The organism is Paenibacillus sp. sgz302190, from assembly GCF_059820445.1.
In genome coordinates this window covers 60,475-72,710 of the sequence record NZ_JBZYAO010000014.1, presented here as the reverse complement: position 1 = coordinate 72,710, position 12,236 = coordinate 60,475, and the positions used below count along the sequence as shown (strand labels likewise).

11 protein-coding genes are annotated in these 12,236 nt (G+C 52.5%); 3 read left to right on the top strand and 8 right to left on the bottom strand.

All coding sequences use genetic code 11. From position 1 onward, the window contains the following. Positions 1 to 90 precede the first annotated feature (90 nt). The 4 genes from AC6RNO_RS17145 to pheS all read right to left on the bottom strand — a co-directional run bounded on the left by AC6RNO_RS17145 (position 91) and on the right by pheS (position 5,310). Positions 91 to 639, bottom strand: a complete 549-nt coding sequence (locus AC6RNO_RS17145; protein ID WP_488437873.1) for a CvpA family protein — start codon at positions 637 to 639, stop codon at positions 91 to 93. Between the two features lie 11 nt (positions 640 to 650). Next, a complete protein-coding gene (locus AC6RNO_RS17140) occupies positions 651 to 1,661 on the bottom strand; it encodes a cell division protein ZapA (protein WP_497106156.1) in 1,011 nt (336 codons plus the stop codon). Between the two features lie 92 nt (positions 1,662 to 1,753). Continuing rightward, positions 1,754 to 4,207, bottom strand: a complete 2,454-nt coding sequence (pheT, locus tag AC6RNO_RS17135; protein WP_497106155.1) for a phenylalanine--tRNA ligase subunit beta — start codon at positions 4,205 to 4,207, stop codon at positions 1,754 to 1,756. A gap of 68 nt (positions 4,208 to 4,275) precedes the next feature. Then, positions 4,276 to 5,310: a phenylalanine--tRNA ligase subunit alpha gene (gene pheS, locus AC6RNO_RS17130; protein WP_474685120.1), complete on the bottom strand. Its 1,035-nt coding sequence runs from the start codon at positions 5,308 to 5,310 to the stop codon at positions 4,276 to 4,278. Positions 5,311 to 5,812: 502 nt separating this feature from the next. On the opposite strand from pheS, the gene AC6RNO_RS17125 reads away from it, so the two are divergent. Both AC6RNO_RS17125 and AC6RNO_RS17120 read left to right on the top strand, forming a co-directional pair. Beyond that, positions 5,813 to 6,253, top strand: coding sequence for a MarR family transcriptional regulator (locus AC6RNO_RS17125; RefSeq protein ID WP_497106154.1), 441 nt, complete (start codon positions 5,813 to 5,815; stop codon positions 6,251 to 6,253). 125 nt (positions 6,254 to 6,378) lie between these two features. Then, on the top strand, positions 6,379 to 7,917 hold the full coding sequence (locus AC6RNO_RS17120) for a DHA2 family efflux MFS transporter permease subunit (protein WP_497106212.1): 1,539 nt from the start codon (positions 6,379 to 6,381) through the stop codon (positions 7,915 to 7,917). A gap of 48 nt (positions 7,918 to 7,965) precedes the next feature. Here the strand turns inward: AC6RNO_RS17120 and lepB are convergent, their stop codons facing one another. Beyond that, a complete protein-coding gene (lepB, locus tag AC6RNO_RS17115) occupies positions 7,966 to 8,490 on the bottom strand; it encodes a signal peptidase I (protein WP_474685122.1) in 525 nt (174 codons plus the stop codon). A 159-nt stretch (positions 8,491 to 8,649) separates the two neighbouring features. Here lepB and AC6RNO_RS17110 point away from each other — a divergent pair, with 159 nt between their 5' ends. Continuing rightward, complete coding sequence (locus AC6RNO_RS17110; protein ID WP_497106153.1) at positions 8,650 to 9,570, top strand: aldo/keto reductase; 921 nt, start codon at positions 8,650 to 8,652, stop codon at positions 9,568 to 9,570. 66 nt (positions 9,571 to 9,636) lie between these two features. Here the strand turns inward: AC6RNO_RS17110 and AC6RNO_RS17105 are convergent, their stop codons facing one another. The 3 genes from AC6RNO_RS17105 to nikR are packed head-to-tail and all read right to left on the bottom strand — an operon-like array spanning position 9,637 to position 12,183. Next, a complete protein-coding gene (locus tag AC6RNO_RS17105) occupies positions 9,637 to 11,289 on the bottom strand; it encodes a copper resistance protein CopC (RefSeq protein ID WP_497106152.1) in 1,653 nt (550 codons plus the stop codon). A 7-nt stretch (positions 11,290 to 11,296) separates the two neighbouring features. Further along, positions 11,297 to 11,701, bottom strand: a complete 405-nt coding sequence (locus tag AC6RNO_RS17100; RefSeq protein ID WP_474685125.1) for a DUF2203 domain-containing protein — start codon at positions 11,699 to 11,701, stop codon at positions 11,297 to 11,299. 44 nt (positions 11,702 to 11,745) lie between these two features. Next, the gene (gene nikR / locus AC6RNO_RS17095) at positions 11,746 to 12,183 is read right to left on the bottom strand and encodes a nickel-responsive transcriptional regulator NikR (RefSeq protein ID WP_474685126.1); all 438 of its coding nucleotides are present in this window, start codon (positions 12,181 to 12,183) and stop codon (positions 11,746 to 11,748) included. Positions 12,184 to 12,236 lie beyond the last annotated feature (53 nt).

Genomic DNA, 12,236 nt, shown 5'->3' with positions numbered 1-12,236 from the left:
GGTGCCGACACTCTGTTTTTGTAGATGACACAGAAAATGCGTTTTGTTGATAAGCTGCCCCCTGTCCCTCGGGTAGGAAAGAGGCAGCTTTTATACGGAGATTCCTTGCTTCCATAATTCTTGGAGTTTTCCGGCAATGCTAGGGAGTTCGTTAATGAAGTAGGGGGCTATAGTTGAGCCGGACAAAAGCTTTTGCAATCCGTCTGACGGGGCTATCGTTAAGACGTTGACGGCAATAACGACGATCAGAAGCGCTTCCGCCAAACCAAGTAGAGCTCCGCTCCAGCGATTGATGAGGTTAAGTCCCGGCGTTTTGGCGATAACGTTCAATGTTTTGCCTATGATGCTTATTGCAAGCCTAGTTCCGAAAAACAGAATGGCGAAGGCCAGCGCATTGAAGATATAAGTATCCAGATTCAGACCTTTAACGATAAATTCATACCGTTGATAGTTCTCGTATGCAGGGACCGGAACTGCAAGGCGCAGGATCGGGGCCACGTTTTTATAAAAGAAGAACGCAACCAGGTAAGCAAGCAAAAAACCGGAAAGCGATACGATTTGCGCAATAAATCCTCTGAAGTAACCGAAAAGCAATCCGAGGGCTACTACTGCCAAAATGATGTAATCCAAGTTATTCATGTGCACGGAGATTACCTGCCGGGACCATCTGTTTCGGCCAGTTCGATCCATTCATTGTATTCGTTCTGCAGTTTCGTGTATTCCTCCCGCAGTTCACGGTATTCAACCCGTACTTTGTTCAGTTCTCTTTGAAGCGATTCGTCCTGCAGAGTTCGCTGCGCGAGCTCTTTTCTTTCCGCTTGCACTTGCTCCATAAGCTGCCTTCTTTCATTCTCATACATTTGCCCCACCTCTTCATGATGCTCTTTATGCCGCATATTCAGATCATTCAGTTGGGCTTGATATTGCTTGATTATGGATTCCATTTCTGCGCCGTGTCTTTGCAGCAAGGCTTCTCTCTCGGAGCGGAATTCATGGGCCGCGGATTCTTTTTCCGCCTGCAGCTGTCGGACTGCCGTTTCTTTTTCTTCCTCGTTTTGTTTGACGATAGCTTCTTTCTCTTCATGGTTTTGTCGGACTATTGCCTCTTTTTCTTCTTGGCTTTGTTTAATGATGACTTCTTTTTCTTCTTGGCTTTGTTTGATGATGACTTCTTTTTCTTCTTGGCTTCGTTTGATGATGGCTTCTTTTTCTTCCTGGCTTTGTTTGATGATGGCTTCTTTTTCTTCCTGGTGTTGGCGGATCAATTGCTCTTGTGCGGCCTCCTGACGGTCTTGAAGCTGCTTAAGCTGGTTATTTTGCTCGTTGATGAGTAGAAGTTTGGCTTCGTGCTCCAGTTTTAGCTCATTGAAATTCTGGAGCAGCTGGTCATACCCTTTCTGTGCTTCTTCATGCTTTGCTTGTTCTTGGCGAAGCAATTCGAGTTCCGTGTTTATCCGAAGATGTTCATCGGCCATGTTAACGGCAGCCAGCACGGCAATTCTTTGCGAATCCAGGCGCGGGTATCCTTTGGCGATACGAAACATTTGGTCGTTCACGTGCTCGGCGACGCGCTTCATATAGTTGGTGCTCGTACTTGCCATTAGTTTGTATTGGTTGCCGTATATTTCAACGGTTATTTTAGTCTTTTCTTCAGCGCTCACTCTTTATATCCTCCCTTAGATGAAAGGCTGGTCCTATCGACAACAATTCGATAAGACCAGCCTGATTTCCTGCCTCAACGCTATAAGTCACACTATTTTCTTAGCTCTGCTTCAAATTGCTGTTCAAGGGCTTGAACGACCTTTGCATGGAGGTCCGTTACTTCTTCATCAAGCAATGTCCTGTCGGCATGGCGATAAATCAATGCGAACGCTACGCTCTTTTTGTCGGCTCCCAGTCTTTCGCCCGTATAAATGTCAAACACCTGGATGGATTCCAGCAGTTCGCCTGCCACTTCGCGGATCGTGTTTTCCATATGACCGACCGGAACGTTTGCGTTCACAACGACAGCTATATCTCTGCCGATTGCTGGGTAACGCGGAAGAAGCTTGTAGGCAATCGAATGGGTTGCCGCGGCCATTAACGGCCCCATCTCGACTTCGAGAACGTAGGTATCGTCAAGATCGCGCTGCTGCTGAAGCGCGGGATGAAGCTGGCCCGCTCTTCCAATAAGTTGTCTTCCCCCTGCGCCATGCAAGTAGAGCTCGGCCGTGCGGCCCGGATGGAAGCCCTCAGGAGCTGCAGAAACGTAATCCAGGTTTTCAATTCCCAAATAATGAATTAGACGATCGAAGATCCCTTTTAGATCAAAAAAGTCGACGGACTCCGATTTTTGCCCCCAATGCGGCTGGCGGCGTTTGCCTGTCATGGCGATTGAAAGAAGCAGCTTTTCTTGCGGCAAAGCGGTCAGGACGGACTCTTCGCTGACAAAAACTCTGGCCATCTCGAACACAGCCACGTCGTCGTTGCTCCGGTTGCGGTTGTAGCTGACAACCTCAAGCAAATGAGGCAGCAGGCTTGTGCGCAATTGGCTGCGCTCCTCGCTCATCGGCATGGCGAGAGGAATTGGTTTTGCTGCAGGATAGAGGCCTGCAAGCAGCGAATTTTGATCGGGGTGCGTGAAGGAATAGGTAATAACTTCATGCAGCCCGCTTTGTGTCAGGAGATTCCGCGCGATGCGGCGGATCGACTGCTCTTTGGTCAATGAGCCGGGAGTCGTTACGCCGCTCATGAGTGTCGTCGGGATGTTGTCGTAGCCGAAGAGGCGTGCAACTTCTTCGATCAGATCGACATCCCGGGTAATGTCTCCGCGGCGGCTCGGAACGTGAACGAGCAGCTGTCCGTCGTCCGTCTTAACGAAGGTGAAACTGAGACGCTCCATGATTTTCTCGATCTCGGCCAGCGTCAGCGCGGTGCCGAGATAGTTGTTGACGCGGTCCACCGCAAGCTCGATACGGACCGGCTGGTGCGATCCGGCGACGGCTTCGACGATGCCGTCGGCAACTTGGCCCGCTGCATACTGAGCCATCAGGGCCGCAGCGCGGTTCAAAGCCGGAAGCACGGCCTCCGGGTTGACTTCTTTTTCGAAGCGAAGGCTTGCTTCGGAGCGCAAGCCAAGCTGGCGGGACGTGCGGCGGACGGAGCTGCCCGCGAATCTCGCGGATTCCAGCAAAATCCGCGTCGTGCTCTCGGTCACTTCGGAGTTGGCGCCGCCCATTACGCCCGCAAGCGCGACAGGCTTCGTGCCGTCAGTGATAAGCAGCATGTGCGGCTCAAGATTGCGCTCCACATCGTCCAGCGTGACCAGCTTCTCGCCCGGCTCGGCAAGCCGTACATCGATGTGGCCGTTGTTCAGCTGATCCGCGTCAAATGCATGCAGCGGCTGTCCGTACTCTAACATCACGAAGTTCGTGATGTCGACGATGTTGTTGATGGGGCGGATGCCCGCGGCCATCAACCGGTTTTGCATCCACAGCGGGGAAGTGCCGATGCGGACGCCCTCGATGAGGCGCGCCGCATAGTGGGTGCACTGCTCCTTCGCTGTGATGTTCACGCTGATGCGGTCCGCGGCTCTAACTGCAGCTGCTTCCGCAGCTTGCAGCGCGGCCTCCGCATCCGGCAGCTTGACGCTGCGGTCGAGGATCGCAGCGATCTCGTGCGCCACTCCGATCATGCTTAGCGCATCGGAGCGGTTCGGGGTCAGATCAAGCTCCAGCACCTTGTCGCTGATCGCCAGCACTTCAAGGATAGAGCTGCCTACAACGGTATCCTCAGGAAGGACCAGAATGCCTTCCTGGATTTCTTTAGGCAGCAATTTATCGTTCAGCCCCAGTTCTTTGGCTGAACAGATCATGCCTTGCGACTCCACGCCGCGCAGCTTGGCGCGTTTGATTTGCAAGCCGCCCGGCAGTTCGGCCCCTACGAGAGCTACGGGCACTTTTTGCCCTGCGGCTACGTTTTTTGCGCCGCAGACGATTTGCAAGTCTTCGCCTTGCCCCGCGTCGAGGATACAAACGCTGAGCTTATCTGCGTCCGGATGCTTTTCGCGCGATTTTACATAACCTACGACTACGTTCGTCACACCTTTGTTGCGATCCTCTACGATATCAACTTCAATCCCGCTGCGGGTCAGTTTTTCCGCCAAATCCTCCGCCGTATAGCCGGATACGTCTACATATTCCGATAACCATTGATAGGATACCTTCATGGTCTCATTCCTCCTTAAAGTTTTGCCGCCGCAAAATTTGCATGGCAAGCATAAGTTTCACTTTATGCCTACACGTGCAAGAATTGCTTCAAGAAACGCAAGTCGTTCGTATAAAAATGGCGAATGTCCTCGATGCCGTATTTCAGCATGGCGATCCGTTCAACGCCCATGCCAAAGGCAAATCCGCTGTACTCCTTCGGATCGTATCCGCCCATTTCAAGTACTCTCGGGTGCACCATGCCGGCGCCAAGAATTTCAAGCCAGCCGGTTTGCTTGCACGTTCTGCATCCTGCGCCGCCGCACATGGCACAGCTTACGTCCACCTCGACGCTCGGCTCCGTGAACGGGAAAAAGCTCGGACGCAGACGGATTTTGGTCTGCTTGCCGTACATTTCCTGAACGAACTGCAGCAGCGTTCCTTTCAAGTCGCTCATCCGGATATTCCGGTCGATCACAAGACCCTCAATTTGCGTAAACATGTGCGAATGGGTCGCATCGTCATCGTCGCGGCGGTACACTTTGCCCGGGCAAATAATTTTGATCGGCACTTCGCCCTTTCGTTTTTCCATGGTGCGGACTTGCACGGGGGAGGTCTGAGTGCGCATAAGAATTTCTTCCGTAATATAGAAGGAATCCTGCATATCCCGGGCCGGATGATCTTTCGGCAAATTCAGCGCTTCAAAGTTGTAGTAATCCTGTTCCACTTCCGGACCTTCCGCCACGGTATAGCCCATCCCGATGAAGATGTCCTCAATATCCTGAATAACTTTGTTCAAAGGATGAACGGCACCTTGCTGCGACGGACGGCCCGGCAATGTGACGTCGATCGTCTCGGCGCGGAGACGGTTGTCGGTTTCCTGCTGCAGGTAGGCCGCTTGTTTTTGTTCAATTACGCTTTCAATGGCCGCGCGGACATCGTTGGCAACCTGTCCGATGACAGGGCGCTCTTCAGCGCTCAATGCGCCCATACCGCGCAAAATTTCCGTTAACGGTCCTTTTTTGCCCAAATATTTGATTCGCAGGTCGTTCAGTTCCTGCTGGCTCTGAACGCTTCCGAGCTCTTGCAGCGCTTCCTGCTTTAAAGCCTCTAACCGCTCTTTCATCGAAATCCCTCCTGAAATTAGTCCCTCAAACGCAGAACCTTTAATAAAAACACAAAAAGGCTTTCCATCCCCGGACAAGGGACGAAAAAGCCGTGGTACCACCCTAATTAGACCCGGACTTGCTATGCACAAGCCGAATCTCACTTCATTGCGGATAACGGACGAACCGTCCGGTTCTCTCTACTGAGGCCGTGGCTCCATAAGCCCCAACCTGTTCAAAAGACTGCTCGGGAGCGAACTTCGGCAGCCTGATTCCCGGGGCAAGCTCTCAATCTTCGGCTTTCCCTCCCTGTCAAGAAGCACTGCGTACTCTTCTCCGTCAAAGCATTTACTCGTATATTTATGAGTAATTATATGCAAGATACGCCTTATATGCAAGTGGGCATTCTTCATAATCGAGTTAAAAGGTTTGACATATGCTGCGAAGCGGCTTATAGTTTATTTAAATAATTTAAATATTATATCATCTAAAATTTAAGCATTATAATAAAGGAGGACTGCTATGGACGAGTCCATTCACGCATATACGGACCGGTTTCGGACCGCTTTCGAAATGACTCACCGCAAATTGGGCCATGCCGTACTTTCGAAGCTGGATTTTGATATTACGGGGCCTCAGTATTTCATGCTTTTTATCATTAAAAAAGAAGGCCTCATCAAGCAAACCCAGCTTTCGGACAAATTAGGCGTCAAGCCCAGCGCGATTACAGTGATGATCGACCGGCTGGTTCAAAACGGTTACGTCATTCGAAAACATCACGAAACGGACCGCCGTATTGTGCTTGTCGAACTGACCGAGTCGGGCGACCAAATCGTGCAAAAAGCGATGGAAGTTCACAAGGAAGTCTCGGCGCAAGCTTTATCGCAGCTCTCGTCTGAAGAGCTTGACATTTTCGTCAAGTCATTTGAAAAAATCGCTTCATACTTCGCCGTAACAGTCTGAGGCATAGAAAACAAGGAGTGAGTAGAGTGGAAAACAATCATACGAAGACATCCGGTCCGCTTGAAGAATCCGCATCGCCGGCCGTGAAAAACCGCGGCCTTTTGTTGACAGGCTTGATCATCGCCATGCTTTTCGGGGCGTTGGACGGAACGATCGTGGGCACCGCGATGCCGCGCATCGTCGGGGAGTTCGGCGGTCTCGGCCTGATGGCCTGGCTGACGACTGCGTATATGCTGACCTCGACGGTCGTCGTGCCGATCGCGGGCAAGCTGGCTGACCTGATCGGCCGCCGCGTCGTCTATGTGACCGGGCTGATTATTTTTATCGGCGCCTCCGCCCTGTGCGGAATGGCTCAAAATATGACGGAACTGATCTGGTTCCGCGGCTTGCAAGGAATCGGCGGCGGCATTATGATGCCGATGGCGATGATTATTATTGGGGATTTGTTCAGCGGCAAGCAGCGGGCCAAATGGCAGGGCGTCTTCGGTGCGATCTTCGGACTGGCGACCGTAATCGGCCCGCAGGTCGGCGGCTGGATCGTAGACTCCCTGAGCTGGCGCTGGGTCTTTTACATCAACCTTCCCGTAGGTATTCTCGCTACTGTTTTGATCGCGATCGCTTTGCCTAAGCACAAAGCTGCCGGCAATGTAAAATTCGACGTGCCCGGCATCGTCACCATGATTATCGGCGTCGTCAGCCTGCTGCTCGCTTTAACTTTCGGCGGCAAAGATTACGCCTGGGCTTCCTGGCAAATTATCGGCCTGTTCGCCATTGCCGTCGTATCGCTAACCGCCTTCGCCTTTATCGAAAACAGGGCCGAAGAGCCGATCCTTCCCGTCCGCCTGTTCAAGAACAGGACGTTCACAACGATCAACGGCGTCGGGTTTCTGATGTACGTCGGCATGTTCGGCGCGATCATGTTCGTCCCTTTGTTCATGCAGGGCATCGTCGGCATCAGCGCCTCCGCTTCCGGCACCGTGATGACGCCGATGATGATCACCATGATTATCGCGAGCATGGTTTCCGGGCAGTTCATTCACAAAGTCGGCGTGCGCAGACAGATGCTGATCGGAATGATCATTATGGCGGCCGGTTTCCTGCTGCTCGGCACGATGGGCATGGATACGACCAAACTGACCGCTTCCGGCTACATGCTTATTCTGGGTCTTGGCATGGGGCTTGTTATGCCGATTCTTACACTCGCGCTGCAAGAAAGCTTCCCCAAATCCGAGCTTGGGGTCGTAACGTCTTCGAGCCAGTTTTTCCGGCAAATCGGCGGTACGTTCGGGATGACGATTCTCGGCGCAATTATGAATCATAAATCGACAGTGCTGCTTGAAGACAACTTAATTCCCGTCATCAAACAGCTGCCTGCGCAATCCGGCCAAATGGCCGGCCAGTTGACCTCGATGATCCATACGAATCCGCAAGGGCTGTATTCTTCGCTGCTCAGCCCCGAGACGCTGGCCAAGATGCCTAAAGAATTCGTGGACAATTTGCTGCCGATTATCAAAAATGCGCTTGTCGCTTCGCTTCACCAAGTATTTTTTTACGGATTGGTTTTCGTGCTGCTGGGCGCCGTCGTTACTTTCTTTATCGGCCCGATCAAAATTTCCAACCCAAAATCCAAAAAAACGGAGGCGGCGGCTCCCGAGCCCGCCTAATAAAAAAAGCTCCCAACCGGATTCCGCCGGAAGGGAGCTTTTTGGGTTTTATTCGATTTTGCCCATATGATTAAGCGGAAGAAGCCGGAATACGGCTTTGCCGATAATGTCTTTTTCCGGCACAAAAGGCGTCGGCCACAAATGCGAATCGTAGCTGTCGTTCCGGTTATCGCCGAGGAAAAAATATTCGCCCGCAGGTACGGTCACTTTGTCAAACGTATAATTCATCGCTTCTTTCACATACGGCTCGTCCACCTTTGCCCCGTTGCGGTACAAAGCGCCGCCCTTCACTTCGATCGTATCACCCGGCAAGCCGATAAGCCGTTTCACATAACGGTCCTTATTGTCCGGCAGAGGAGGCCAGAACACGACGATGTCGCCGAATTCAAAATGGGTGAGCGGCTTCATTTTCTCGACAACCAGCTCGTCCTGCAGCTGTATGGTCGGCAGCATCGACCCGGTAGGGACGCTCATCGCCTGGGCCACGTACGTATTGACGAACAGCGCGAGGACCACCGCAAAAGCGATGCTGGGCACCCACTCTTTGACGAGGGACAGTAGCTTTTTCTTCATGGCTCTCTCCTTTGTGAACATGATAAGTCTTACTGTAAACGATAGCAGCCCGGCAAACATTAATCTGACATAAAAATGTTAAAGAAAGCGTTGTTTTTGACACGGCATTCGCTTTGTCGTTTAATGAATTTGGATACCCTTATAAGGAGAGTGGTCGAAATGAAATACCGCAGACTCGGAAAAACGGATTTAAAGGTTTCCATCATAGGCGTAGGCACCTGGCAGTTCGGTGGAGAATGGGGACTGGAGTTCACGCAGGCGGAAGCCGACGCTATTCTGGATAAGGCGGCCGAACTCGGCATCAACTTGATCGATACGGCGGAGTGTTACGGCGATCACTTGTCCGAATCGTTCATAGGCGACTATTTGTCACGGCGCAAGCGTGAGGATTGGGTCGTAGCGACCAAGTTCGGACATCACTTCCACGAACGGTTCACCAGAACCGACGATTACTCCGCCGGAGATGTTGTGAAGCAGTTGGACGCTTCGCTCAAAGCGCTGCGGACCGACTACATAGATTTATACCAATTCCATTCCGGTCCGGACGCCGCATTCGACAACGACGAGCTGTGGACGACGCTGGACAAGCAAATTCAAGCCGGCAAAATACGCCATTTGGGCACCTCGATCGGCAGCAATGCCAACATCCACCAAACGGACGCGTCGACCAAGGTCAACTCGCAGGCGATCCAGGTCGTTTACAACCGGCTCGACCGCGTGCCGGAAGAGCAAGTATTCCCATCCTGCGAGCGCCAGGATTTGGGCGTTTTGGCCCGGGTGCCGCTCGCCAGCGGATATCTTAGCGGCAAATACAAGCCCGGCGCCGTTTTCGATACGACGGACGTTCGGCACCGCCACGATCAGGAGAGCACGCGGTTGAAGCTGGAAGAAGTGCAGCGCATCCGGCAGGAAGAGGTTCCCGCGGGCATGGATATGGCCAAATGGGCGCTTGCATGGTGCCTCAAGCACCCGGCCGTGACCGCCGTCATCCCGGGCTGCAAAAACCCTGAGCAGGTTGCCGCCAATGCAAGCGCCGTCGAGCTGATCAGCGACAATCACCCGCAAGCGTGGAAACAATAAGGCTGTAAAGCAATCGCTGCAGCCGCCCAAAACGAAAACGGCCCTCTGGCAAAAGGGCCGTTTTTTCTAGTACACGATAAAATCCTTATGGTACACGGTTTCGTTATCTTCCATGTCCATTACTCTGACTTCCAAATCCCAGTTGCCACGGAAAGGCAAGTATGCGCCCGAAGCTGTGTAGCTATATTTGACAAAACCGTAAGACTCCTCCTGCTTCTCATCGGCAAAAGGCTGCAAAGGAATTTGAATCGGAGCGATATCCGTATCGTCCGTATAATGCAGAATCATTTGCACCTGCTTTGGCTTGCCCGCCTTCTCCGGAAGAAACACCTTCGTTTCAAAAGCGTTCGCTCCCTGCGCCTTCGGGCTAATGCCGGCGGACATGTGCACCTTGTCCCCCATAACGTGCCACACCAAAGGCTGATTGGAAGGGATGGGAGCCATGTAGGTAATCAGCCCGACCAAAATCACGATAACCGCCATCAAGGCGAAATCGATTTTCACCCACAAGTAAGCCTGCGGGGCCTTCCGCTTGCGCACATACATGCGGATTAAGATTCCGGCGACAATGACCAGCAGGACCGCCCCGATTTTCACGAGCATCAAAATTCCCCATGTCGTGTAAAGCAAGTAGTGCAAACCGGGCAAAAACAATAGAATCGATGCCGCGCCTGTCAATGTAAGAACGATGATCGACACGAAAGCCATTTTCGAGAATGCTTTCACAAAATCAGGCGTCTCTTCGCTGCGTTTGCGCCACTTGACGAGCAGGAGCAGCAGCCCGCCGGCCCAAAGCGCCGCGGCCGCCAAATGAATAAAATCCAGCGTAACCGTTGCGCTGACCGGTGAAAAGGACGCGGCATGGCCGCTGAAGCTTTTGGCGGCCAGCAGGGCGAGCGCCCACAATATATCAAGCCAGGCCAGCCTGCCCACGATCGCAAAACCTAAACATGAGAGCACCAGCAGCAGCAGCCAGCTGATCCCGATACTCGTCGCGCTGAACAGCTGCCACAGCTCCTCCGCTCCTCCGCCGCCCAACAGATCCTCGATATGCGTAAAAATTAGCAGCAGCAGCGCAAGCACTTGGGCCCGCTGCAAATTCAATGTCCAGGCGGATAAAGATTTCCGCGCTTCGGCTCCCCCTCTGCGGTCGATCCTTAACCAAACGACCCAACCTGCCAGCGCCAGCACGGCCAAATACCACAGCCCGCGAACCGCGTATTGAATCATAATCTTGTTGCTCCACGAACCGGTAAACTCATGCTGATGGTTGACCTGACCCGCCGGAAGCTGAAGCTTTTCCTCTTGCGGCGGATTGCCGACCGTGATCGGATAGCTGCCCCCAACCGGGTGGCCGTCCTCCGAAATCACATGATAACTGACCAAATAGACGCCTTCGGAAAGCTTCGGCAGCGCAAGGACCATACCGGTGTGCTCCGGGTTCATGACCGCCTTGCTTTTGGTAACTTCGCTGCCTTTGCTGTTGAGCACCTTGATGTAAAAGAGCCCCTCATCCAGTCGTTCATTGAACGTAACGGATATTTGGGCGGGCGAATCCTTCAGCGTACTGTTTGCTTCCGGTACGGCTTGTACCAGCGAGGCATGGGCCAGTGCCTTCTGAGGGGTGGAAATCATCCCCAGAATAACCGCTGCGAATGCCAGCAAAACGACCGCCAGCCGAAGCTTGGCAAGCCGGTTATAACGATTTCTTATCATCATTCAACCTCTATTCCGAAATGGGCTTGCGGCCGGCGAATCCATCTTGCCTACTATGATAATAGCGGATGCTTTCTTCTCCCTGCCGCCAGCACAAAAGCACTTCTTCGCCGTCGATCAAAGCCGGGAAATCAACGAGTCCCATATCGATGTCCTTCAGTTCCACTCCCTTGAGCTGAAACCCTTGAATATGTCCCCGCGCCTCGATCTGAATGAATTCCAGTTCCGCTTCCATAAAAAAGAACGGATCTTCTCCATCCCCAAGCTGCTCTCCCGAGTACTCCTCCTTGCTTTGGCGAAGCGCCCGGTATTTATCCTCGAATTGCCGTTTCAACGCTTGTACGGCCCGCAGTTCCTTGTCGATTGCAGGCAACAGCTCATTCGCCTGCTGCAAAGTAAAATATTTTCCCGACACTTCCGGCACCTCCTACTCTCGATTCTATCAAAAAACCGGCATGACTACGAACCGTGTCCATGCGCCTCGTCTACATGCGTGACCGACAATTCCGCATAACTGACTCCTTTAAGAACCTGAATGCGCTGTTGAAGCGTCCGGAGCAGACGTACTTTTCCCCGAACGACAAGAATTTCAAGACACTGCTGATGATTCAAATGAATATGCATGGTGGAAATAATCTCATGATGATAATCGTGTTGAAGCTCTGTCAGCGTAATCGGCAGGTCGCTCACGTGATGATCGTAGACCATTACAATCGTGCCCGCCACCGTTTCCTCCTCCTGCATGGAGCTGTTTACGAGCAAAGCTTTGCGCACGAGGTCCCGTATCGCTTCCGAACGATTGTCGTAGCCCTGCAAGGCGATCAATTGATCGTATTGTTCGATCAACGACTGCGGCATCGAAATCCCGAAGCGGACTAACGCATCTTTATCGGACATAGAGTGAAGCCTCCTCTCCAGGCAAACTTTTATTGCAGCAAAAAAGGAACGGG

Excerpts from the sequence above, each read along its gene's own strand:
- AC6RNO_RS17145 (WP_488437873.1), bottom strand. The coding sequence starts at position 639 with ATGAATAACTTGGATTACATCATTTTGGCAGTAGTAGCCCTCGGATTG.
- pheT (WP_497106155.1), bottom strand. The coding sequence starts at position 4,207 with ATGAAGGTATCCTATCAATGGTTATCGGAATATGTAGACGTATCCGGC.
- pheS (WP_474685120.1), bottom strand. The coding sequence starts at position 5,310 with ATGAAAGAGCGGTTAGAGGCTTTAAAGCAGGAAGCGCTGCAAGAGCTC.
- AC6RNO_RS17125 (WP_497106154.1), top strand. The coding sequence starts at position 5,813 with ATGGACGAGTCCATTCACGCATATACGGACCGGTTTCGGACCGCTTTC.
- AC6RNO_RS17120 (WP_497106212.1), top strand. The coding sequence starts at position 6,379 with ATGCTTTTCGGGGCGTTGGACGGAACGATCGTGGGCACCGCGATGCCG.
- lepB (WP_474685122.1), bottom strand. The coding sequence starts at position 8,490 with ATGAAGAAAAAGCTACTGTCCCTCGTCAAAGAGTGGGTGCCCAGCATC.
- AC6RNO_RS17110 (WP_497106153.1), top strand. The coding sequence starts at position 8,650 with ATGAAATACCGCAGACTCGGAAAAACGGATTTAAAGGTTTCCATCATA.
- AC6RNO_RS17105 (WP_497106152.1), bottom strand. The coding sequence starts at position 11,289 with ATGATGATAAGAAATCGTTATAACCGGCTTGCCAAGCTTCGGCTGGCG.
- nikR (WP_474685126.1), bottom strand. The coding sequence starts at position 12,183 with ATGTCCGATAAAGATGCGTTAGTCCGCTTCGGGATTTCGATGCCGCAG.